Raw genomic sequence first — 21,369 nt, 5'->3', positions numbered from 1 at the left:
CGATACTTATCGTTTATCCCCTTTACTGAGATGACTATGCAGTACCCGATTAACGAGATGTTCCAGACCCTGCAAGGCGAGGGTTACTTTACCGGCGTTCCCGCTATTTTCATTCGTTTACAGGGATGCCCGGTTGGCTGTGCCTGGTGTGATACCAAACATACGTGGGATAAGCTCGCAGATCGGGAAGTGTCGCTGTTTAGCATACTGGCGAAAACCAAAGAGAGCGATAAGTGGGGCGCGGGCAGTTCAGAAGATCTGCTGGCCATTATTGGTCGTCAGGGCTGGACGGCGCGCCACGTGGTGATCACCGGCGGTGAACCCTGCATCCACGATCTGACGCCGCTGACCGAGCTGCTCGAAAAGAACGGCTACAGCTGCCAGATTGAAACCAGCGGCACCCATGAAGTGCGCTGTTCACACACGACCTGGGTGACGGTATCGCCAAAAGTGAATATGCGCGGCGGGTATGACGTACTGTCTCAGGCGCTGGAACGCGCGGATGAGATTAAGCACCCGGTAGGGCGCGTGCGTGATATCGAAGCGCTGGATGAACTGCTGGCAACGCTGACGGATGAAAAGCAGCGCGTCATTGCGCTCCAGCCGATCAGCCAGAAAGACGACGCCACGCGCCTGTGCATTGAAACCTGTATTGCGCGTAACTGGCGCCTGTCGATGCAGACGCACAAGTATCTGAATATTGCCTAAAAAAAAAGCCCGGTGGCGCTAGCGCTTACCGGGCCTACGGTTCGAGGCTCTTGTAGGCCGGGTAAGCGTCAGCGCCACCCGGCAAGCATCACTCCCCGCGATAGATACAGCCAGCGGTGCAGGTCTCTTTGATCATCACCGCGCTCAGCAGCGGCACCAGCGGCTTCATCTGATCCCAAATCCATTTGGCCAGCACTTCGCTGGTCGGGTTTTCAAGGCCCGGGATATCATTCAGGTAGTAATGATCCAGACGATCGTAGGTCGGCTTAAACGCCGCCTTCAGCTCGGCAAAATCCATGATCCAACCGGTATGCGGATCAACTTCACCGGTGATCTCAAGACGCACCATGAACGAATGCCCGTGCAGACGGCCGCATTTATGCCCTTCTGGGACATGCGGAAGATGGTGGGCGGCTTCGAAGGTGAAATCTTTAAACAGTGTGGTGGACATGATCGCTCTCAGTAATGCGGAAAAAACCGCCGCATAGTACCGGAAAGCACAATTTTTAGCATTAACTAAAACGGCTCTGAAGCCTGGCGTCTCGTTAACGGGGGTTTTTTGATGTTTTTATCGATAATTTTCAGAGGGTTAATTAATCGGTTTTATCGCTAAGTATGACAACTAAAACAGGTTAGTCCATTTGGTTATTTATTATTTCCATCCCTTCTTTAATTGTTATTATCCTCGCCGTTAACCTTATCTTCAGTTTGGATTTATTCGCTTAAAGTCCGCTTGGCTACTGGAACATAACGACGCATGACAACACAGGCCCCACCTTCAAATTTGCTTCCCCTGAACCCGGAGCAACTGGCGCGCCTTCAGGCTGCCACCTCTGATTTTTCTCCCACTCAGCTTGCCTGGGTCTCCGGTTATTTCTGGGGAATGCTCAATCAGCAGCCTGGCGCTGTGGCGGGTGCACCGGTAACGGCCGTTGAAATTCCGGCCATTACCCTGATTTCCGCCTCGCAGACGGGCAATGCGCGCCGCGTGGCCGAAGCGCTGCGTGACGACCTGCTGGCCGCCAAACTGAACGTGAACCTGGTCAACGCCGGGGATTATAAATTTAAGCAAATCGCGTCAGAAAAACTGCTGGTGGTGGTCGCCTCTACCCAGGGCGAAGGTGAACCCGCTGAAGAAGCGGTGGCGCTGCACAAGTTCCTGTTCTCGAAAAAAGCGCCGAAGCTGGACGGCACGGCGTTTGCCGTCTTTGGCCTGGGCGATACCTCCTATGAATTCTTCTGCCAGTCCGGTAAAGACTTCGACAGCAAGCTGGCGGAGCTGGGCGCGGAGCGCCTGCTGGACCGCGTTGACGCGGATGTTGAATACCAGACCGCCGCCGCCGAATGGCGTGCCCGCATCGTTGAGGTGCTGAAAGCGCGCGTGCCGAAAGAGACATCGGCGCAGGCCGCCTTCACAGCGACGGGTGCCGTCAACGACATTCACACCAGCCCGTACACCAAAGAGGCGCCGCTGACGGCGAGCCTGTCGGTGAACCAGAAAATTACCGGCCGCGACTCGGAAAAAGACGTGCGCCATATCGAAATCGATCTCGGCGACTCTGGCCTGCGCTACCAGCCGGGCGATGCGCTGGGCGTCTGGTATCAAAACGATCCGGCGCTGGTGAAAGAGCTGGTTGAGCTGCTGTGGCTGAAGGGTGACGAGCCTGTCACCGTTGACGGCAAAACCCAGCCGCTTTCAGAGGCGCTGCAGTGGCATTTCGAGCTGACGGTGAACACCCCGAATATCGTCGAAAATTATGCCACCTTAACGCGCAGCGAATCCTTGCTGCCGCTGGTGGGCGATAAGGCGAAACTGCAGCATTACGCCGCGACGACGCCAATTGTCGATATGGTGCGTTTCTCTCCGGCTCAGCTGGATGCCGATGCGCTGATCGGCCTGCTGCGTCCGCTGACCCCGCGCCTGTACTCTATCGCCTCTTCGCAGGCCGAAGTGGAGAGTGAAGTGCATGTCACCGTAGGCGTGGTGCGCTACGACATCGAAGGCCGCGCCCGAGCGGGTGGGGCATCAAGCTTCCTGGCGGATCGCGTGGAAGAAGAGGGCGAAGTGCGCGTCTTTATCGAGCACAACGACAACTTCCGCCTGCCGGCGAACCCGGAAACCCCGGTTATCATGATTGGCCCTGGCACCGGCATCGCGCCGTTCCGTGCCTTTATGCAGCAGCGCGCGGCAGACGGCGCGCCGGGTAAAAACTGGCTGTTCTTCGGCAACCCGCACTTTACCGAAGATTTCCTCTACCAGGTCGAGTGGCAGCGCTATGTTAAAGAAGGCGTACTGACCCGCATCGATCTGGCCTGGTCCCGCGACCAGAAAGAAAAAGTATACGTACAAGACAAACTGCGCGCACAGGGCGCAGAGCTGTGGCGCTGGATCAATGAGGGTGCCCACATTTATGTCTGCGGCGACGCCAATCGCATGGCGAAGGACGTTGAGCAGGCACTGCTGGAAGTGATTGCCGAATTCGGCGGTATGGATGCCGAAACGGCGGATGAATTTTTAAGTGAGCTGCGCGTTGAGCGCCGTTATCAGCGAGATGTCTACTAATGAGCGAAAAACATCCAGGGCCACTGGTGGTCGAAGGTAAACTGACAGACGCCGAGCGCATGAAGCTGGAAAGCAACTATCTGCGCGGCACCATTGCTGAAGATCTGAATGACGGTCTCACCGGCGGTTTCAAAGGCGACAACTTCCTGCTGATCCGCTTCCACGGTATGTATCAGCAGGACGACCGCGACATCCGCGCCGAGCGTGCTGAACAGAAGCTGGAGCCGCGTCACGCGATGCTGCTGCGCTGCCGCCTGCCGGGCGGGGTGATCACCACCAAACAGTGGCAGGCCATCGACAAGTTTGCGGGTGAAAATACGATTTACGGCAGCATTCGCCTGACCAACCGTCAGACCTTCCAGTTCCACGGCATTCTGAAGAAGAACGTGAAGCCGGTGCACCAGATGCTGCACTCGGTCGGGCTGGACGCGCTGGCGACCGCCAACGACATGAACCGTAACGTGCTTTGCACCTCGAACCCGTATGAGTCCGAGCTGCACGCCGAAGCGTACGAGTGGGCGAAGAAGATCTCTGAGCACCTGCTGCCGCGCACGCGCGCCTACGCAGAGATTTGGCTCGATCAGGAAAAAGTCGCGACCACGGACGAAGAACCGATTCTCGGCCAGACCTATCTGCCGCGTAAGTTTAAAACTACTGTCGTGATCCCGCCGCAGAACGATATCGATCTGCACGCCAACGACATGAACTTCGTGGCGATTGCCGAAAACGGCAAGCTGATTGGTTTTAACCTGCTGGTGGGCGGCGGCCTGTCCATTGAGCACGGTAACAAGAAAACCTACGCCCGCACCGCGAGCGAGTTCGGCTTCCTGCCGCTGGAGCACACGCTGGCCGTGGCGGAAGCTGTGGTCACCACCCAGCGCGACTGGGGCAACCGTACCGACCGTAAAAACGCGAAAACCAAATACACCCTGGAGCGCGTGGGCGTTGAGACGTTCAAAGAGGAAGTGGAGCGTCGTGCAGGCATCAAGTTTGAGCCGATCCGCCCTTACGAATTCACCGGTCGCGGCGATCGCATCGGCTGGGTGAAGGGTATCGATAATAAATGGCACCTGACGCTGTTTATCGAAAACGGCCGTATTCTGGATTATCCGGGCCGTCCGCTGAAAACCGGTCTGCTGGAAATTGCTAAGATCCATAAAGGCGAGTTCCGCATTACCGCTAACCAGAATCTCATTATTGCCGGCGTGCCGGAGAGCCAGAAGGCGAAGATCGAGAAGCTGGCGCGCGATCACGGGTTAATGGATGCGGTTAAACCGCAGCGTGAGAACTCGATGGCCTGCGTGTCGTTCCCGACCTGCCCGCTGGCGATGGCCGAAGCGGAACGTTTCCTGCCGTCATTCACTGACAAAGTGGAGGCGATTCTGGAAAAACACGGTATTCCGGACGAGCATATTGTTATGCGCGTCACCGGCTGCCCGAACGGCTGCGGTCGTGCAATGCTGGCCGAGCTTGGGCTGGTCGGCAAAGCGCCGGGTCGTTACAACGTGCACCTTGGCGGTAATCGTATGGGGACACGTATTCCGCGTATGTACCGTGAGAATATTACGGAACCGGAAATTCTTGATTCCATCGACGAGCTTGTCGGGCGCTGGGCGAAAGAGCGCGAAGCGGGTGAAGGCTTCGGCGACTTTACGGTGCGTGCGGGCATCATTCGCCCGGTGCTCGATCCCGCAAGGGATTTCTGGGAGTAACCACGAGAGGTAATTATGTCCGTACTCGATCTAAACGCCCTTAATGACCTGCCAAAAGTCGAACGCATTCTGGCGCTGGCAGAAACCAATGCCCACCTTGAAAAGCTGGACGCCGAAGGGCGCGTGGCGTGGGCGCTGGAAAACCTGCCGGGAGACTATGTGCTGTCGTCGAGCTTTGGTATTCAGGCGGCGGTCAGCCTGCATCTGGTGAATCAGATCCGTCCGGACATTCCGGTGATCCTCACCGATACCGGCTACCTGTTCCCAGAAACCTACCAGTTTATTGACGAGCTGACGGACAAGCTCAAGCTGAACCTCAAAGTTTACCGCGCGACGGAAAGCGCGGCCTGGCAGGAGGCGCGCTACGGTAAGCTGTGGGAACAGGGCGTTGAGGGCATTGAGAAATACAATGAGATCAACAAAGTTGAGCCGATGAACCGGGCGCTGAAAGAGCTCAATGCGCAGACGTGGTTTGCGGGCCTGCGCCGCGAGCAGTCCGGTAGCCGAGCAACGTTGCCGGTGCTGGCGGTCCAGCGCGGGGTGTTTAAAGTGCTGCCGATTATCGACTGGGATAACCGGACGGTGTATCAGTATCTGCAAAAACACGGGCTGAAGTACCATCCGCTGTGGGATCAGGGCTATCTGTCGGTGGGCGACACCCACACCACGCGCAAATGGGAACCGGGAATGGCGGAAGAAGAGACGCGATTCTTTGGGCTGAAGCGCGAGTGCGGGCTGCACGAAGGGTAATCCTTTATCCTCCCTCTCCCGGTGGGAGAGGGTTGGGGTGAGGGCATCAGGCCGCGCTATACTTAAAAACCTCAGGCTTTCCCCGCTTTCGCCAGCTCCTTCACCAGCGGCAGCATCACCTTCACCACGTCACGGCTACGGTGCTCAATCCGCTGCGGCAGCGCGCTATCAATGTGCTGCTGATTATCCAGCATCACGTTGTGCCAGCTTGTCCCGTCCGGGAAGGCCTTCGATTTAGCCCGCTGCTGATAGCCATCTTTCTTGCCCAGTGCCCAGTTTGTCGCTTCCACGTACAGCACCGGAATGCCTGCCTTATCGAACACTTCCCCGTCGTTGCAGCAGCCTGTTCCTCGCGGATAACCCGGGTTACCGCCGGGGTTGCTGGTGGCATAAACGCCATGGCTGCGGGCAATCGCCAGCGCCCGGTCGCGCGTCAGTTTTCGCACGGTACCCGGCGTACTCTGCCCGCTGTTGAAATAAAGCTTATCGCCGACGATCAGGTTATCGAGGTTGATCACCAGCAGCGTATTTTTCTTCTCCTCAGCGCTCATGCGCTTAAGGAGATTCTCAGCGCCGAGTTTGCCCTCTTCTTCACCGCTGGTGGCCACGAAACGAATGCCATACTGGGTTGGAATATCCTTCATCCGCTCGGCCAGTTCGAGCATCACGCCCAGGCCTGCCGCATTGTCGTCCATGCCCTGCAGCGTCAGCCCGCCGAGGTTGTTATCCGTATCGGCATCGCTCAACGGGGCGTAGGTATCAAGGTGCGCCATAATAATAATCTGTTCAGCCGCGCTACCTTCATGCGCCGCGATAACCGTACTGCCGGTCACGTTATGCCAGTTTTTCGTTTTATTTCTGGAGGTATAAACGTAGCGGCTGTGAAACGCGCGGATATCGCTCTGGTAGCCCATGTCGGCAAACTGCTGGCGAAGATAGTCCGCGGAGAGCATTTCCGCAGGCGAACCGGTCATGCGGCCAGGAAAGACGGTGGCAATATGCCGCGCCTGCAGAGTGGCGATTTCACCATAAGGTTGGTTTTTTGCCTGGGCCGGAAGAATAAAGCAAACGCCGAGCGCCAGGGCAGCAATACGGTGGCGCGTTGCGGAAAACATAGTGAGTCCTTAAAAACTGAGCAAAATAATAACCCGCTTAGTATGAAACTGTGATCGTCCATACACAATTTGAATTGCTCTTAAATGCCCGAAATTTCGCGTGTTAAGCACTTTTTGGTATTAGCTTTTTCACGGCGTTATTCCATTGAGTAACTACTCATTCCAATTCGTAATTTCATTCGGTCTAAGCCGCCCCCTATAGTCCCTTTATTCCTCGTTGTTAGTGAGTTGTTGCTTGTGGACTATCTGCCCTTATTTGCCGCGATAAAAGAGAAGCCGGTGCTGGTTGTAGGCACGGGTGAAATTGCCGATCGCAAAATCGCGTTTCTGCAGCGTGCAGGGGCACAGGTGCGGGTAGTAGCAGAAGCAGACTTTGACGAATCACAAATCGACACCGTAGTGCTGGTGATTGCGGCGACCGAAGATCGCGACCTGAACCGGCGGATTTCCGAGGCCGCTCAGGCCCGTTACCGCCTGGTGAACGTGGTGGACGACCAGCCACTATGCTCGTTTATCTTCCCGTCGATCGTTGACCGTTCGCCGCTGCTGGTGGCGATCTCCTCCGGCGGTACCGCACCGGTGCTGGCGCGCGTGCTGCGTGAAAAAATCGAAGCGCTGCTGCCGACCAGCCTCGGGCGCATGGCGGAAAAAGCCAGCTTCTGGCGTAACCACCTGAAAACGCGCCTGACCAGCGTGACGGAACGCCGTCGCTTCTGGGAACGCGTATTTCGCGGCCGCTTTGCCAGCCTGATGCATGCCGGTAATGAGACGGCGGCGCAGAAAATCCTCGAGGACGAGCTGGATAACCCCGGCAGCACGGGCGGGGAGATCATTCTGGTGGGGGCAGGGCCGGGCGATGCCGGGCTTTTGACGCTGCGCGGCCTGCAGGTGCTGCAGGACGCGGACGTGGTGTTCTACGACCATCTGGTCACCGACGGCGTGCGCGAGCTGATCCGTCGCGACGCGGAGCAAATCTGCGTCGGCAAACGGGCTGGCGAGCACTCGGTGCCGCAGCACGACACCAACCAGATGCTGGTTGACGCCGCCAAAGCGGGTAAAACCGTGGTGCGCCTGAAAGGGGGAGACCCGTTTATCTTCGGTCGCGGCGGCGAAGAGCTGCAGGCGGCAGCCGAAGCGGGCGTACCGTTCCAGGTGGTGCCCGGCATTACGGCGGCCTCTGCGGTAACGGCCTACGCCGGTATCCCGCTGACCCACCGCGATTACGCCCAGAGTGTGACCTTTGTGACCGGCCACTATAAGGCCGACAGCACGCCGTTCGATTGGTCGCATCTCGCCCAGAGCCGCCAGACGCTGGCGATCTACATGGGCACGATGAAGGCGGCGGACATCAGCGAACAGCTTATTCAGCACGGTCGCGAGGCGACGACGCCCGTTGCCGTCATTTCTCGCGGCACGCGCGTCGATCAGCACGTTGCGACGGGCACGCTGGAACATCTTGCAATCCTGGCGAAAGACGCCCCGATGCCCGCCCTGATCGTGGTGGGAGAAGTGGTGCAGCTGCACAGCACGCTCGCCTGGTTCCAACACACAACCGATACAGAAGGCTTTGGTTCTTCTGTTGTAAATTTGGCTTAAGGAACGGTTATGGACCAAAAACGTCTTACACACCTGCGGCAGCTCGAAGCGGAGAGTATCCATATCATCCGCGAAGTGGCCGCCGAGTTTTCTAACCCGGTGATGATGTACTCCATCGGTAAAGATTCCAGCGTCATGCTGCATCTGGCGCGTAAAGCGTTTTATCCGGGCACGCTGCCGTTCCCGCTGCTGCACGTGGATACCGGCTGGAAATTCCGCGAAATGTACGAGTTCCGCGACCGTACCGCGAAGGCCTACGGCTGCGAGCTGCTGGTGCATAAAAACCCGGAAGGGGTGGCGATGGGCATTAACCCGTTCGTGCACGGTAGCGCCAAGCACACCGATATCATGAAAACCGAAGGGCTGAAGCAGGCGCTGAATAAATACGGTTTTGACGCGGCCTTCGGCGGCGCGCGCCGTGACGAAGAGAAATCCCGCGCCAAAGAGCGTATCTACTCCTTCCGCGACCGCTTCCACCGCTGGGACCCCAAAAACCAGCGCCCGGAGCTGTGGCACAACTACAACGGTCAGATTAATAAAGGCGAAAGCATTCGCGTCTTCCCGCTCTCCAACTGGACCGAGCTGGATATCTGGCAGTACATCTATCTGGAAAACATCGAAATCGTTCCGCTGTATCTGGCCGCCGAGCGCCCGGTGCTGGAGCGTGACGGCATGCTGATGATGATCGACGACGATCGCATCGACCTGCAGCCGGGTGAAGTGATCAAAAAACAGATGGTGCGTTTCCGTACCCTCGGCTGCTGGCCGCTGACCGGCGCGGTGGAATCCAGCGCGCAGACGCTGCCGGAGATCATCGAAGAGATGCTGGTGTCCACCACCAGCGAGCGACAGGGGCGCGTGATTGACCGCGACCAGGCAGGCTCCATGGAGCTGAAGAAACGTCAGGGTTATTTCTAAGGAGCCGCCATGAATACCACTATTGCTCAACAAATTGCCAACGAAGGCGGCGTGGAAGCGTATCTGCACGCGCAACAACACAAAAGCCTGCTGCGTTTTCTGACCTGCGGCAGCGTGGATGACGGGAAAAGTACCCTGATTGGCCGCCTGCTGCACGATACGCGCCAGATTTATGAAGATCAGCTCTCTTCCCTGCATAACGACAGCAAGCGCCACGGCACCCAGGGCGAAAAACTCGACCTGGCCCTGCTGGTGGACGGCCTGCAGGCGGAGCGCGAGCAGGGCATCACCATCGACGTGGCCTACCGCTACTTCTCTACCGAGAAGCGCAAATTTATTATTGCCGACACCCCGGGGCACGAGCAGTACACCCGTAACATGGCGACCGGCGCCTCCACCTGCGACCTGGCGATCCTGCTGATGGACGCGCGTAAAGGCGTGCTGGATCAGACCCGTCGTCACAGCTTTATCTCGACGCTGCTGGGGATCAAACACCTGGTGGTGGCGGTCAACAAGATGGATCTGGTGAACTTCAGCGAAGAGAAGTTCGAGGAGATCCGCCAGAGCTACCTGACCTTTGCCGAACAGCTGCCGGGCAACCTGGATATTCGCTTTGTACCGCTCTCGGCGCTGGAAGGGGATAACGTCGCCTCCCAGAGCGCGAACATGCCGTGGTACAGCGGCCCGACGCTGCTGGAGGTGCTGGAAACCGTTGAAATTCAGCGCGTGGTCGACACCCAGCCGATGCGCTTCCCGGTGCAGTACGTGAATCGTCCAAACCTCGATTTCCGCGGTTTCTCGGGCACCCTCGCGTCAGGCTCCGTGAAGGTAGGTCAGCGCGTCAAGGTGCTGCCATCCGGCGTGGAATCGACTATCGCCCGCATCGTCACCTTCGACGGTGACCTGCAGGACGCGGGTGCCGGTGAAGCGGTAACGCTGGTGCTGAAAGACGAAATTGATATCAGCCGGGGCGACCTGCTGGTAGACGCGCAGGAAACGCTGGCGGCAGTGCAGGGTGCCTCCGTGGATGTGGTGTGGATGGCGGAGCAACCCCTGACCGCTGGCCAGAGCTATGACATCAAAATTGCCGGCAAGAAAACCCGCGCCCGCGTGGACGGTATTCAGTTCCAGGTGGATATCAACAACCTCACCCAGCGTGACGTCACCGAGCTGCCGTTGAACGGCATCGGTCTGGTCGATCTGACCTTCGACGAACCGCTGGTGCTGGATCCGTATCAGCAGAACCCGGTCACGGGAGGGCTGATCTTTATCGACAGGCTGACCAACGTTACCGTCGGGGCCGGTATGGTTCGCGAACCGATTAAACAGGCTGCCGCGACGTCTGAATTCAGCGCCTTCGAGCTGGAACTGAACGCGCTGGTGCGTAAACACTTCCCGCACTGGGGCGCACGCGATCTGCTGGGAGGCAAGTAATGGCCGCCCATGATGAGAACGTCGTCTGGCATCCTCATCCGGTGACCGTCGCCCAGCGCGAACGGCTCCACGGTCACCGTGGGGTTGTGCTGTGGTTTACCGGGCTGTCCGGCTCGGGTAAATCAACGGTGGCAGGCGCGCTGGAAGAGGCGTTGCATCAGCAGGGCGTAAGCACGTACCTGCTGGATGGCGACAACGTGCGTCACGGCCTGTGCAGCGATTTAGGGTTTAGCGACGATGACCGCAAAGAGAACATCCGCCGGGTGGGCGAAGTCGCCAGCCTGATGGCTGACGCCGGGCTGGTGGTGCTGACCGCGTTTATCTCTCCGCACCGCGCCGAGCGCCAGATGGTGCGCGAACGCGTGGGCCAGGATCGCTTTATCGAGGTGTTTGTCGATACGCCGCTGGAGATTTGCGAAGCGCGCGACCCGAAAGGGCTGTACAAGAAAGCGCGCGCCGGAGAACTGCGTAACTTCACCGGAATTGACGCGGTCTACGAAGCGCCTGAATCGCCTGAGATTCACCTGGAAGGTCAACAATTGGTAACAAATTTAGTAAGCCAATTATTAGACCTGCTCAGACGGGACGATATTATCAGATCCTGAGACGGTATCGTTCGGGAGCTGTCTTCCCGAACGATGAGTCACGGTCACAGGATTAGCTATGCGCAACAGTGAACATTACATCACCACCACCGGGTCGGAGCCGCTCGCGACCGACGACGAAACGACCTGGTCATTTCCTGGGGCCATCATTGGCTTCGTCTCATGGCTGCTGGCGCTTGGCATTCCGTTTCTCATCTACGGCGGCAACACGCTGTTCTTCTTTCTCTACACCTGGCCTTTCTTTCTGGCGTTGATGCCCGTGGCGGTTGTTGTCGGCATTGCGCTGCACTCTCTGCTCAACGGTAAGCTCCTGTACAGCACCGTGGTCACGATTGTGACGGTGGTTCTGATGTTTGGTCTGTTATTTTTGTGGCTCATGGGCTAACTTCAGCCATAATTCAAACCGTAACCAACTGTGTAACGATATTGTGCAGGACGATTCTGCGGAAAAAATGTGGTACATTTGCCCGCGATGTTGCGGCATCTCTGTTACCCCGGCGTAGTGCTCTGGGGAAGTCTTGGGATGATGATGCCGTTTTTCAGGGGGCAGGATGGGTAAACTAACGCTGCTGTTGCTGGCTTTGCTAATCTGGCTGCAATATTCGCTGTGGTTCGGTAAGAACGGACTGCACGACTATAGCCGGGTGAGCGATGACGTCGCGGCTCAGCAGGCAACAAACGCCAAACTTAAGGCGCGAAACGATCAACTCTTTGCTGAAATTGATGACCTCAATGGCGGGCAAGAGGCGATTGAGGAACGCGCACGCAATGAACTCAGTATGACTAAGCCGGGCGAAACCTTTTATCGTCTGGTTCCGGATGCGTCTAAACGCAATCAGGGCTCAGCACAAAACAATCGATAATCAGGCCCAGGATTACGACATGGCAGTAACTTTTTCGGACGTATGCGCCGTGGTGCCGGCCGCAGGTTTTGGCCGGCGCATGCAGACAGAATGTCCCAAGCAGTACCTCTCTATTGGCGATAAAACGATCCTCGAGCACGCCGTGGCGGCGCTACTGGCGCACCCGCGTGTGACGCGAGCGATCATCGCTATCAGCCCTGGCGATGCGCGCTTCGCGCAGCTGCCGCTGGCAAATCATCCGCAGATTACCGTCGTAGACGGTGGCGCCGAGCGCGCCGATTCCGTGCTGGCGGGCATACAGGCCGCCGGAAACGCGCCGTGGGTGCTGGTGCATGACGCGGCGCGTCCGTGTCTGCATCAGGACGACCTTGCGCGCCTGCTGGCCCTGAGCGAAACAAGCAAGGTTGGCGGGATTCTGGCCGCGCCGGTGCGCGACACCATGAAGCGCGCCGAGCCGGGCAAACAGGCTATCGCCCACACCGTCGATCGCGTCGATTTATGGCACGCGCTGACGCCACAATTTTTCCCCCGCGAATTACTCCACGACTGCTTAACACGTGCGCTTAAAGAAGGTGCGACCATCACGGACGAAGCCTCTGCGCTGGAATATTGCGGTTTCCACCCTGAGCTTGTTGAAGGACGCGCTGATAATATTAAAGTGACGCGTCCGGAAGATTTACAGCTCGCGGAATTCTATCTTACCCGTTCGACCCATCTGGAGAAGGCATAATGCGAATTGGACACGGTTTTGATGTACACGCCTTTGGCGGAGAAGGCCCAATTATCATTGGCGGCGTGCGCATTCCTTATGAAAAAGGACTGCTGGCGCATTCTGATGGCGACGTGGCTCTGCATGCGCTGACCGACGCGCTGCTGGGCGCTGCCGCGCTGGGTGATATCGGCAAGCTGTTCCCGGACACCGACCCGGCGTTTAAAGGGGCGGACAGCCGCGAGCTGCTGCGCGAAGCGTGGCGCCGCATTCAGGCGAAAGGCTACACCCTCGGCAACGTCGACGTGACGATTATTGCCCAGGCCCCGAAAATGCTGCCGCACATTCCGCAAATGCGCGTGTTTATTGCAGAAGATCTGGGCTGCCATATGGACGACGTGAACGTCAAAGCGACGACGACTGAGAAGCTGGGCTTTACCGGGCGTGGCGAAGGGATTGCCTGTGAAGCCGTGGCGCTGCTGGTGAAGGCGAGCAAATGACGGACTTCGACAACCTGACATACCTGCACGGTAAACCGCAGGGGAACGGGGTGCTGAAAGCCAGCCCGGAAGATTTCCTCGTGGTGGAGGATCTGGGCTTTGAGCCGGATGGCGAAGGCGAACATATCCTGGTGCGTATTCTGAAAAATGGCTGCAATACCCGCTTTGTGGCCGACGCGCTGGCAAAATTCCTCAAAATTCATGCCCGCGAAGTGAGCTTTGCCGGGCAGAAAGATAAACACGCCGTCACTGAACAGTGGCTCTGCGCGCGCGTTCCCGGCAATACGATGCCTGATTTAAGCAAATTTGAGCTTGAAGGCTGTAAGGTACTGGAGTTCGCCCGCCACAAGCGCAAGCTGCGCCTGGGGGCGTTGAAGGGGAACGACTTTACGCTGGTGCTGCGTGAAGTGACCGATCGCGATGACGTTGAGAAGCGTCTGAGCGCGATTCAAGAGCTGGGCGTACCGAACTACTTTGGCGCACAGCGCTTTGGCATTGGCGGCAGCAACCTGCAGGGGGCGCTGCGCTGGGCGCAAAGCGATGCACCGGTGCGCGACAGGAATAAACGCAGTTTTTGGTTGTCGGCGGCCCGCAGTGCGTTGTTTAATCAGATTGTGAGCGAAAGGCTGAAAAAACCGGACGCGAATCAAGTTGTTGTTGGCGATGCGCTACAATTAGCGGGACGCGGAAGCTGGTTTGTGGCAACGGCCGAAGAAATGGCCGATGTGCAGTCGCGCGTGGACGCAAAAGCGCTGATGATTACCGCCGCGCTGCCCGGTACGGGCGACTGGGGAGCACAGGGCGACGCGCTGGCCGCCGAGCAGTCAGCCGTAGCGGATGCGCCAGAATTGCAATCCTTGCTGGTGCGGGAAAAAGTCGAAGCGGCACGCCGCGCGATGCTGCTCTATCCGCAGCAGTTAAGCTGGAACTGGTGGGATGACGTAACCGTCGAGTTACGCTTCTGGCTACCGGCAGGTAGCTTTGCCACCAGTGTTGTCAGGGAACTTATCAACACCTCGGGTGATTATGCGAATATTGCTGAGTAACGATGACGGGATCCACGCGCCAGGCATTCAGACCCTGGCGAAACACCTCCGTGAATTTGCGGATGTGCAGGTCGTGGCACCCGATCGTAACCGCAGTGGAGCGTCTAACTCTCTGACGCTGGAGTCGTCGCTTCGCACCTTTACCTTTGAAAATGGCGATATTGCCGTGCAGATGGGTACGCCAACCGACTGCGTTTTTCTGGGCGTGAACACGCTGATGCGTCCGCGTCCGGATATCGTCGTCTCCGGCATTAACGCCGGTCCTAACCTCGGCGATGACGTGATTTATTCCGGTACCGTGGCGGCCGCAATGGAAGGGCGCCATCTGGGGTTCCCGGCGCTGGCGGTCTCGTTAAACGGCCACACGCATTACGACACCGCCGCCGCGGTGACCTGCTCGATCCTGCGGGCGCTCGGCCGCGAGCCGTTGCGTACCGGGCGCATCCTCAACATCAACGTGCCGGATCTTCCTCTTGATGAAATTAAAGGCATCCGCGTCACCCGTTGCGGGAGCCGACATCCTGCCGATCAGGTGATCCCGCAGCAGGATCCTCGCGGCAACACGCTTTACTGGATTGGCCCTCCCGGCGATAAGTGCGATGCGGGTCCGGATACCGACTTTGCCGCCGTAGATGAAGGCTATGTTTCGGTTACCCCGCTGCACGTAGATTTAACCGCGTATAGCGCGCATGATGTGGTGTCGGGCTGGCTGGATCGCGCAGGAGTGAACGCGCAATGGTAAACAAACGTGTACAAACTCTTCTGGAACAACTCCGCGCGCAGGGGATCCGCGACGAGCACGTGCTTGAAGCGCTTGCTCAGGTTCCGCGTGAGAAATTTGTAGACGAGGCGTTTGAACACAAAGCGTGGGAAAACGTAGCGCTGCCCATCGGGCAGGGTCAGACGATTTCGCAGCCTTACATGGTGGCGCGCATGACGGAGCTGCTGGAGCTGACGCCCGACTCCCGCGTGCTGGAGATCGGCACCGGGTCGGGGTATCAAACCGCGATCCTGGCGCATCTGGTTCATCATGTATGCTCCGTTGAGCGGATTAAAGGTTTACAGTGGCAGGCGCGTCGTCGCCTGAAACAACTTGATTTACATAATGTTTCGACACGACACGGTGATGGATGGCAGGGTTGGAAGGCGCGCGCGCCGTTTGACGCGATCATCGTGACGGCGGCCCCGCCTGAAATTCCTGCAGCTCTGTTGTCGCAGCTGGATGAGGGGGGCATTCTTGTTCTGCCTGTCGGGGACGAGCAGCAGCTTTTGAAGCGCGTTCGTCGGCGCGGCGGCGAGTTTATTATCGACACCGTGGAAGCCGTGCGCTTTGTGCCTCTGGTAAAGGGGGAGTTGGCCTGAGACTCGGAATTATCCAGGGTTATTAAGGCAAATTCAGCGTATGGTGTGGCGCGAAAGATTCGTGCCATCACGGTAAATTTTAAGTCACTGGTAGTTAACACATTCCTGGGGGATAAATGAGCGCGGGAAGCCCTAAATTCACCATCAGCCGTGTTGCGGCATTATCACTGGTTTCGCTCTGGCTGGCAGGTTGTACAAGTTCTAACAACGCGCCTGCGCCCGTCAGTTCTGTCGGCGGAAACAGCGGCTCGGGTAACACGTCCAGCGGAATGTTGATCACACCTCCGCCTAAAATGGGTACCTCTACGGCGCAACAAAATCCGCCAATTCAGCCGGTTCAGCGTCCAATGACGCAGCCGACACAGATTCAGCCAGTGGAACAACCTGTTCAGACCCAAAATGGCCGCATAGTCTATAACCGTCAGTATGGGAACATTCCGAAAGGCAGCTATACCGGTGGCAGCACCTATACCGTGAAACGCGGCGATACGCTGTTCTACATTGCGTGGATCACCGGGAACGATTTCCGTGACCTCGCGCAGCGCAATAACGTCCAGGCCCCGTATGGTCTGGAAGTCGGGCAAACGCTCCAGGTGGGCAACGCGACGGGCACGCCGCTTACGCCTGGCAACACCGTTTCAGCGGCCGATGTGACGGCTCAAAATAACAGCGTTAAGCCTGCACAAAAATCCACCACGGTGGTTGCTTCACAACCTGTAATTACGTATTCTGAGGATTCAGGTGATCAGACTGCTAACAAAATGTTGCCGAATAATAAAGGGACTGCGACTGTTGTCACAGCACCGGTAACGGCACCTGTGGTTAGCTCTACTGAACCGACTGCCAGCAGTATGACCTCCAGTTCGCCAATCTCCGCATGGCGCTGGCCAACTGACGGCAAGGTTATCGAGAACTTCTCTTCCTCTGAAGGGGGAAATAAAGGGATCGATATCGCAGGGAGTAAAGGACAGGCTATCATCGCGACCGCAGACGGGCGCGTTGTGTATGCCGGTAACGCTCTGCGCGGTTACGGTAATCTTATTATCATCAAACATAACGATGATTACCTGAGTGCCTACGCCCATAACGACACAATGCTGGTCCGGGAACAACAAGAAGTTAAGGCGGGGCAAAAAATCGCTACCATGGGTAGCACCGGAACCAGTTCTACACGCTTGCATTTTGAAATTCGTTACAAGGGGAAATCCGTAAACCCGCTGCAGTATTTGCCGCAGCGATAATTTGACGGGGCATGCCAGCCAGGGTGTCTCGTTCAGGGATCACGGGTAGGAGCCACCTTATGAGTCAGAATACGCTGAAAGTTCATGATTTAAATGAAGACGCGGAATTTGATGAGAACGGAGTAGAGGCTTTTGACGAAAAAGCCTTAGTAGAAGAGGAACCCAGTGATAACGATTTGGCTGAAGAAGAGCTGTTATCGCAGGGCGCCACACAGCGTGTACTGGACGCGACTCAGCTTTACCTTGGGGAGATTGGTTACTCCCCACTGCTAACGGCCGAAGAAGAAGTCTATTTCGCACGTCGTGCTTTGCGTGGTGATGTGGCCTCGCGTCGTCGTATGATTGAAAGTAACCTGCGACTGGTCGTGAAAATTGCCCGCCGTTACGGCAATCGTGGTCTGGCTCTGCTGGATCTGATTGAAGAGGGCAACTTAGGTCTCATCCGCGCAGTTGAGAAGTTTGACCCGGAACGCGGGTTCCGTTTCTCAACCTACGCGACCTGGTGGATTCGTCAGACCATCGAACGGGCTATTATGAACCAGACCCGTACGATCCGCCTGCCGATTCACATCGTCAAAGAGTTGAACGTTTATCTGCGCACCGCGCGCGAGTTGTCCCATAAACTGGACCACGAGCCAAGCGCAGAAGAAATTGCCGAACAACTCGATAAACCGGTTGATGACGTAAGCCGTATGCTGCGTCTCAACGAGCGCATTACCTCCGTTGACACCCCGCTGGGTGGCGACTCCGAAAAAGCGCTGCTGGACATCCTGGCCGATGAAAAAGACAACGGTCCGGAAGACACCACGCAGGACGATGACATGAAGCAGAGCATCGTCAAATGGCTGTTCGAGCTGAACGCCAAACAGCGTGAAGTGCTGGCACGTCGTTTCGGTTTACTGGGGTATGAAGCTGCGACACTGGAAGACGTCGGCCGCGAAATTGGCCTGACCCGTGAACGTGTTCGTCAGATTCAGGTTGAAGGTCTGCGCCGCCTGCGTGAAATCCTGCAGGGGCAAGGTCTGAATATCGAAGCGCTGTTCCGCGAATAAGCAACCTTTCGTCAAAAAAGGCCCGTCGTGAGACGGGCCTTTTTCTTTTGCGCTACGGCTGCGCCGTTTCGTGCAGCAGGCGCCACACTATCCGATCGCCTTCCTGATTGAGCACCGCGGTTGACCAGCGCACGTTGTCAGGCAGGTCTGGCCGGGTTTGCGTTTCCCGGTAGTGCAGCACCGCGCCACGATCCCAGCGCTCGATCGTGGATAATTCGTCAATGATGATCTTCAGTCCGGGACGGCTTCCGCGCTGTTTTACCAGAAAACTGACCAGACCGGCATAGTCGATATGAACGCCGCCCGGGGGGATCATCAGGAAATCTGGACGGAAGCGGGCGAGCAGGGCGTCGGAATCACCTTCACCTTTGCCTAACCAGTCTTCAAGCGCAATGTGGAGGTCGATAATGTCGTGTTCGAAAGGCGTCATGAATTCTCCTGTCGCAGCTGGGTGAGCACCTGCGTATTGTTAAGACGAAAAACGTACAGTACAGGCAGCAAGGTCATGCCTGCGGCAAAAATAAACATCCCGTGCCAGGCGGCGAGCGGTGGCAGCCAGGCCTGCGCCAGGTTCAGCGCCTGCGCCAGCAGCAGGGCTCCGGCAAAAAAGCTCAGCTGACGATTAAGATTCCACAGCGCGCTGGCATCCGGCATCTCTTCCCGGCGCGTCGTCAGAAAAGCGCTGCTCTGAGCCGTACTGCTACACAGGCTTCCCCCCGCGCCCATCAGGGTAAACGCCGCGGCAGGCAGCAGCGTAGCCGAACTAACGTTAATCAAAAGCAGGATACCCGTCGCCTGCAGCAGGCAGCCGATGACGATCAGCGGTCGGGGGCCGATACGGTTAAAATAGCGTCCCGTTGCCGTGATGGCGATAAACGATGCTACGGACCACGGCAGCATAAGCATCCCCGTTGCGGCGGGGCTCATGTTCGCCACGTGCTGAAGATAAAACATGCCCGTGACGTTCACCCCAATAAATACGCCAGGAACGCATAAATAAACAAGCATGGAAAAACGCAAAAGTGGGTCCGCGAGCAACGACAGGTTTAGCAGTCTGGCCGCTTTCATCGCGGGCATTTCGTGTTTAAGCCACAGGCAGGCTAAAACAAAGGTCACGATAGCGACCGGCAGCGTGGCGAAAAATATCCATCGCCAGCCTAGCGTCTGCACCAGCAGTCCTCCGATAGCCGGGGAGCAGGCCGGAGCAAGCAGCGCGACCAGCATTACCGCCGAGGAGAGTCGGGCCCGCTCGTGAGGCTTATACTGTTGCCAGGTCAGCGCCTGTCCGACAGGGATCAATAATCCTCCTCCCACGCCCTGGATCACTCGCCAGGCGATCAGACCTTCAAGCGTTGCAGACAGGCCCGCCGCTGCGGAGGCTGCGCTGAACAGAAAAAGCGAGAGCAGGATGACGCGCTTTGGCCCGATGCGTCGCGTGAGCACGCTGCTGAACGGGATCACCAGCGTCAGGCCGGCAATGTATCCGTTACTGACCCAGGCAAGGGCTGAAGGCGTGGTGTTAAAGGCGTGAGCCATTGCCGGGAACGCGACGCTGGCAATAAACATGTTGATCAAATCAAGAAAAAAGCCCAGCAGATAAACAACGGCGACTTTGCTGCGATACGTCATGGTGGATCCTCCGGTGAGGTGGCGTATCGTATCCAGCCGGGAAGCACGGATAAACCTGACAAAGCGCGATATACTGTCAAAAATATTTTGACAGTAAAGGGCGTGATGATGATTAACTTACAGCGGACGCAGATGTTTGTCGCGGTGGCCGACACCGGCAGCTTCACTGCCGCAGCCGAGGCGATGGGGCTGACAAAAGCCGTGGTCAGCTTCAATATTCGCCAGCTTGAAGATGAGCTGGGCGTTACGCTGCTGCTGCGCTCCACCCGCCGCCTGACGTTAACCGAGGCGGGCGCACTTTTTCATCAGCGCAGCGTGGCGCTTCTGAAGGATGCGGAACGGCTGCAGGATGATGTCCGCGCGAATCATGCGGGGCTCACGGGGGAGCTGCGGATCACCACTACGCCCGAGTATGGCTCACAGGTGGTGGTACCGCTGCTGGCCAGGTTTAGCCAGCAGCACCCGGATCTTCGCGTGCGGCATGTTTCGTCGTCCCTGCACGCCGACCTGATCTCGGAGCGCTTTGACGTGGCCATCCGGCTGGGAACGCTTGCCGATTCGCGCAACCACGCCGCGCTGATTTCGCATTTCTCCATTCTCCCCGTCGCGACGCCCGGGTGGCTCGTTAACCACCCGATCGACACGCTCGCGCAGCTGGCCCACGCGGACTGGATTATTCATGAGCGTCTGGCCTCGCCGCTGCGCTGGCAGGTGAGAGATGCCAGCGGTGCACCTGAAATGCTGGAGATAAAAAAAGCGCCGTGGCTGTTTGCCGACAGCGCTCAGGCTCTTATGGCTTTTGCGCTCGCAGGCGGAGGCGTGGCGTTACTGCCGGAATGGCTGGCGCGCGATGCGCTTGATGCGGGAAAACTGGTCCCGGTTTTACCGAAATATACCTTTGCGCAGCAGGGCATCTATGCGGTTTATCCCGATGCCCGGCATGTGTCAGCGAAAGTGCGCACCTTTATCGATTTTATGCGCGCCAGCGTGAATTAATCGTGCATCATCTTTTTGATGAGCGCGGAGAACTGCTCCCGCTCGGCCTTGTTAAGACGTCCTAAAAACGCCTCATCCACCTCGTTGCCAACCGGTTTACAGCCTGCAAGCAGGGCTTCACCTTCCGGCGTCAGGAAGACAAACCGGCGGCGCTTATCGGCCGGATCGTGCTCGCGTTTGACCAGACCGCGCGCCTCCATGCGGCTGAGCATCTCCGCCAGGGTCGCTTTTGTGCTGACCGCCACTTCGGTCAATGCCACCTGTTCAATACCCGGATGCTCGGCAATGGAGCGCATAACCGCATACTGTGGCTTGGTTAGTTCCGGTAAGGCATGTTGCCACTGCGCGGTATGCTGTTGAAAAAGCTGACGTAACAGGTGGAACGCCTCTTGTCTTAGTTCCATGAACACTCCGACGGAAAAAATCTCCCCCTATGATAGCCGCTATTGCTCTCAATTTTAACGCGGCATTTTTTAGCCATTCGTGTGATCGTATGCGAACGATCTTGTCAGGAAAACAATCCAGGAGTAGCTTATTTATAATGTTCGTACACGAACAAATTATTGAGGT

The 21,369-nt window shown here is 57.4% G+C and carries 23 protein-coding genes; 18 read left to right on the top strand and 5 right to left on the bottom strand.

All coding sequences use genetic code 11. The features are described 5' to 3' along the window. The first annotated feature begins 36 nt into the window (after nt 1-36). The gene (gene queE, locus KIF87_RS10165) at nt 37-708 is read left to right on the top strand and encodes a 7-carboxy-7-deazaguanine synthase QueE (RefSeq protein WP_023333236.1); all 672 of its coding nucleotides are present in this window, start codon (nt 37-39) and stop codon (nt 706-708) included. Nucleotides 709-796: 88 nt separating this feature from the next. On the opposite strand, the gene queD is transcribed toward queE, so the two are convergent. Beyond that, entirely contained in the window at nt 797-1,159 is a 363-nt protein-coding gene (gene queD / locus KIF87_RS10160) for a 6-carboxytetrahydropterin synthase QueD (RefSeq protein WP_023309002.1), read from the bottom strand. Between the two features lie 306 nt (nt 1,160-1,465). Between queD and cysJ the strand changes: the two genes are divergently transcribed. The 3 genes from cysJ to cysH are packed head-to-tail and all read left to right on the top strand — an operon-like array spanning nt 1,466 to nt 5,733. Next, a complete protein-coding gene (gene cysJ / locus KIF87_RS10155; protein WP_213328650.1) occupies nt 1,466-3,271 on the top strand; it encodes an NADPH-dependent assimilatory sulfite reductase flavoprotein subunit in 1,806 nt (601 codons plus the stop codon). Continuing rightward, a complete protein-coding gene (gene cysI / locus KIF87_RS10150) occupies nt 3,271-4,983 on the top strand; it encodes an assimilatory sulfite reductase (NADPH) hemoprotein subunit (RefSeq protein ID WP_029741545.1) in 1,713 nt (570 codons plus the stop codon). Before cysJ ends, cysI begins: the two co-directional genes overlap by 1 nt. 15 nt (nt 4,984-4,998) lie before the next feature. Then, on the top strand, nt 4,999-5,733 hold the full coding sequence (gene cysH / locus KIF87_RS10145; protein WP_023308999.1) for a phosphoadenosine phosphosulfate reductase: 735 nt from the start codon (nt 4,999-5,001) through the stop codon (nt 5,731-5,733). 71 nt (nt 5,734-5,804) lie between these two features. Here cysH and KIF87_RS10140 read toward each other — a convergent pair whose 3' ends face one another. After that, the gene (locus tag KIF87_RS10140; RefSeq protein WP_159514808.1) at nt 5,805-6,848 is read right to left on the bottom strand and encodes an aminopeptidase; all 1,044 of its coding nucleotides are present in this window, start codon (nt 6,846-6,848) and stop codon (nt 5,805-5,807) included. A 237-nt stretch (nt 6,849-7,085) separates the two neighbouring features. Here KIF87_RS10140 and cysG point away from each other — a divergent pair, with 237 nt between their 5' ends. The 13 genes from cysG to rpoS all read left to right on the top strand — a co-directional run bounded on the left by cysG (nt 7,086) and on the right by rpoS (nt 18,174). After that, the gene (gene cysG, locus KIF87_RS10135) at nt 7,086-8,444 is read left to right on the top strand and encodes a siroheme synthase CysG (RefSeq protein WP_484612132.1); all 1,359 of its coding nucleotides are present in this window, start codon (nt 7,086-7,088) and stop codon (nt 8,442-8,444) included. Nucleotides 8,445-8,453: 9 nt separating this feature from the next. Next, on the top strand, nt 8,454-9,362 hold the full coding sequence (gene cysD / locus KIF87_RS10130; RefSeq protein WP_006811770.1) for a sulfate adenylyltransferase subunit CysD: 909 nt from the start codon (nt 8,454-8,456) through the stop codon (nt 9,360-9,362). Nucleotides 9,363-9,371: 9 nt separating this feature from the next. After that, a complete protein-coding gene (gene cysN / locus KIF87_RS10125) occupies nt 9,372-10,796 on the top strand; it encodes a sulfate adenylyltransferase subunit CysN (protein WP_126329619.1) in 1,425 nt (474 codons plus the stop codon). After that, on the top strand, nt 10,796-11,401 hold the full coding sequence (gene cysC / locus KIF87_RS10120) for an adenylyl-sulfate kinase (RefSeq protein ID WP_032660281.1): 606 nt from the start codon (nt 10,796-10,798) through the stop codon (nt 11,399-11,401). Before cysN ends, cysC begins: the two co-directional genes overlap by 1 nt. 58 nt (nt 11,402-11,459) lie before the next feature. Continuing rightward, nucleotides 11,460-11,786 carry a DUF3561 family protein gene (locus KIF87_RS10115; RefSeq protein ID WP_008499610.1) on the top strand — a complete coding sequence of 109 codons (327 nt, stop codon included), beginning with the start codon at nt 11,460-11,462 and terminating at the stop codon, nt 11,784-11,786. A gap of 166 nt (nt 11,787-11,952) precedes the next feature. Then, nucleotides 11,953-12,264 carry a cell division protein FtsB gene (gene ftsB / locus KIF87_RS10110; protein ID WP_008499609.1) on the top strand — a complete coding sequence of 104 codons (312 nt, stop codon included), beginning with the start codon at nt 11,953-11,955 and terminating at the stop codon, nt 12,262-12,264. 19 nt (nt 12,265-12,283) lie between these two features. Continuing rightward, nucleotides 12,284-12,994: a 2-C-methyl-D-erythritol 4-phosphate cytidylyltransferase gene (ispD, locus tag KIF87_RS10105; RefSeq protein ID WP_213328649.1), complete on the top strand. Its 711-nt coding sequence runs from the start codon at nt 12,284-12,286 to the stop codon at nt 12,992-12,994. Continuing rightward, a complete protein-coding gene (gene ispF, locus KIF87_RS10100; RefSeq protein ID WP_008499607.1) occupies nt 12,994-13,473 on the top strand; it encodes a 2-C-methyl-D-erythritol 2,4-cyclodiphosphate synthase in 480 nt (159 codons plus the stop codon). Before ispD ends, ispF begins: the two co-directional genes overlap by 1 nt. Beyond that, entirely contained in the window at nt 13,470-14,519 is a 1,050-nt protein-coding gene (gene truD / locus KIF87_RS10095; RefSeq protein WP_159514806.1) for a tRNA pseudouridine(13) synthase TruD, read from the top strand. Before ispF ends, truD begins: the two co-directional genes overlap by 4 nt. Further along, nucleotides 14,500-15,261, top strand: coding sequence for a 5'/3'-nucleotidase SurE (gene surE, locus KIF87_RS10090; RefSeq protein WP_121932265.1), 762 nt, complete (start codon nt 14,500-14,502; stop codon nt 15,259-15,261). The genes truD and surE overlap by 20 nt, the downstream gene beginning before the upstream one ends. Continuing rightward, a complete protein-coding gene (locus KIF87_RS10085; protein ID WP_023333224.1) occupies nt 15,255-15,881 on the top strand; it encodes a protein-L-isoaspartate(D-aspartate) O-methyltransferase in 627 nt (208 codons plus the stop codon). Before surE ends, KIF87_RS10085 begins: the two co-directional genes overlap by 7 nt. A gap of 116 nt (nt 15,882-15,997) precedes the next feature. Further along, the gene (nlpD, locus tag KIF87_RS10080; protein WP_029741538.1) at nt 15,998-17,122 is read left to right on the top strand and encodes a murein hydrolase activator NlpD; all 1,125 of its coding nucleotides are present in this window, start codon (nt 15,998-16,000) and stop codon (nt 17,120-17,122) included. Between the two features lie 59 nt (nt 17,123-17,181). Beyond that, nucleotides 17,182-18,174 (top strand): RNA polymerase sigma factor RpoS, encoded by a 993-nt coding sequence (gene rpoS / locus KIF87_RS10075; protein WP_008499600.1) that lies wholly within the window; start codon nt 17,182-17,184, stop codon nt 18,172-18,174. Between the two features lie 52 nt (nt 18,175-18,226). Here the strand turns inward: rpoS and KIF87_RS10070 are convergent, their stop codons facing one another. After that, entirely contained in the window at nt 18,227-18,604 is a 378-nt protein-coding gene (locus tag KIF87_RS10070; protein WP_213328648.1) for a DUF4440 domain-containing protein, read from the bottom strand. Next, entirely contained in the window at nt 18,601-19,803 is a 1,203-nt protein-coding gene (locus tag KIF87_RS10065; RefSeq protein ID WP_213328647.1) for an MFS transporter, read from the bottom strand. The genes KIF87_RS10070 and KIF87_RS10065 overlap by 4 nt, the downstream gene beginning before the upstream one ends. Before the next feature lie 108 nt (nt 19,804-19,911). On the opposite strand from KIF87_RS10065, the gene KIF87_RS10060 reads away from it, so the two are divergent. Beyond that, a complete protein-coding gene (locus KIF87_RS10060; protein ID WP_213328693.1) occupies nt 19,912-20,799 on the top strand; it encodes a LysR family transcriptional regulator in 888 nt (295 codons plus the stop codon). Here the strand turns inward: KIF87_RS10060 and KIF87_RS10055 are convergent. Then, nucleotides 20,796-21,203, bottom strand: coding sequence for a MarR family winged helix-turn-helix transcriptional regulator (locus tag KIF87_RS10055; protein WP_023308984.1), 408 nt, complete (start codon nt 21,201-21,203; stop codon nt 20,796-20,798). The two genes, KIF87_RS10060 and KIF87_RS10055, sit on opposite strands and share 4 nt — an antisense overlap. Between the last annotated feature and the right edge of the window lie 166 nt (nt 21,204-21,369).

The sequence above is a fragment of the Enterobacter sp. 120016 genome, assembly GCF_018383635.1.
GTDB lineage: Bacteria > Pseudomonadota > Gammaproteobacteria > Enterobacterales > Enterobacteriaceae > Enterobacter > Enterobacter asburiae_D.
This window is presented reverse-complemented; position numbering and strand designations above follow the sequence as displayed.

Bases quoted from the DNA above. Each gene is read 5' to 3' on its own strand.
- queE (WP_023333236.1), top strand. From the start codon at position 37: ATGCAGTACCCGATTAACGAGATGTTCCAGACCCTGCAAGGCGAGGGT.
- queD (WP_023309002.1), bottom strand. From the start codon at position 1,159: ATGTCCACCACACTGTTTAAAGATTTCACCTTCGAAGCCGCCCACCAT.
- cysJ (WP_213328650.1), top strand. From the start codon at position 1,466: ATGACAACACAGGCCCCACCTTCAAATTTGCTTCCCCTGAACCCGGAG.
- cysI (WP_029741545.1), top strand. From the start codon at position 3,271: ATGAGCGAAAAACATCCAGGGCCACTGGTGGTCGAAGGTAAACTGACA.
- cysH (WP_023308999.1), top strand. From the start codon at position 4,999: ATGTCCGTACTCGATCTAAACGCCCTTAATGACCTGCCAAAAGTCGAA.
- KIF87_RS10140 (WP_159514808.1), bottom strand. From the start codon at position 6,848: ATGTTTTCCGCAACGCGCCACCGTATTGCTGCCCTGGCGCTCGGCGTT.
- cysD (WP_006811770.1), top strand. From the start codon at position 8,454: ATGGACCAAAAACGTCTTACACACCTGCGGCAGCTCGAAGCGGAGAGT.
- cysN (WP_126329619.1), top strand. From the start codon at position 9,372: ATGAATACCACTATTGCTCAACAAATTGCCAACGAAGGCGGCGTGGAA.
- cysC (WP_032660281.1), top strand. From the start codon at position 10,796: ATGGCCGCCCATGATGAGAACGTCGTCTGGCATCCTCATCCGGTGACC.
- KIF87_RS10115 (WP_008499610.1), top strand. From the start codon at position 11,460: ATGCGCAACAGTGAACATTACATCACCACCACCGGGTCGGAGCCGCTC.
- ftsB (WP_008499609.1), top strand. From the start codon at position 11,953: ATGGGTAAACTAACGCTGCTGTTGCTGGCTTTGCTAATCTGGCTGCAA.
- ispD (WP_213328649.1), top strand. From the start codon at position 12,284: ATGGCAGTAACTTTTTCGGACGTATGCGCCGTGGTGCCGGCCGCAGGT.
- ispF (WP_008499607.1), top strand. From the start codon at position 12,994: ATGCGAATTGGACACGGTTTTGATGTACACGCCTTTGGCGGAGAAGGC.
- truD (WP_159514806.1), top strand. From the start codon at position 13,470: ATGACGGACTTCGACAACCTGACATACCTGCACGGTAAACCGCAGGGG.
- surE (WP_121932265.1), top strand. From the start codon at position 14,500: ATGCGAATATTGCTGAGTAACGATGACGGGATCCACGCGCCAGGCATT.
- KIF87_RS10085 (WP_023333224.1), top strand. From the start codon at position 15,255: ATGGTAAACAAACGTGTACAAACTCTTCTGGAACAACTCCGCGCGCAG.
- nlpD (WP_029741538.1), top strand. From the start codon at position 15,998: ATGAGCGCGGGAAGCCCTAAATTCACCATCAGCCGTGTTGCGGCATTA.
- rpoS (WP_008499600.1), top strand. From the start codon at position 17,182: ATGAGTCAGAATACGCTGAAAGTTCATGATTTAAATGAAGACGCGGAA.
- KIF87_RS10070 (WP_213328648.1), bottom strand. From the start codon at position 18,604: ATGACGCCTTTCGAACACGACATTATCGACCTCCACATTGCGCTTGAA.
- KIF87_RS10065 (WP_213328647.1), bottom strand. From the start codon at position 19,803: ATGACGTATCGCAGCAAAGTCGCCGTTGTTTATCTGCTGGGCTTTTTT.
- KIF87_RS10060 (WP_213328693.1), top strand. From the start codon at position 19,912: ATGATTAACTTACAGCGGACGCAGATGTTTGTCGCGGTGGCCGACACC.
- KIF87_RS10055 (WP_023308984.1), bottom strand. From the start codon at position 21,203: ATGGAACTAAGACAAGAGGCGTTCCACCTGTTACGTCAGCTTTTTCAA.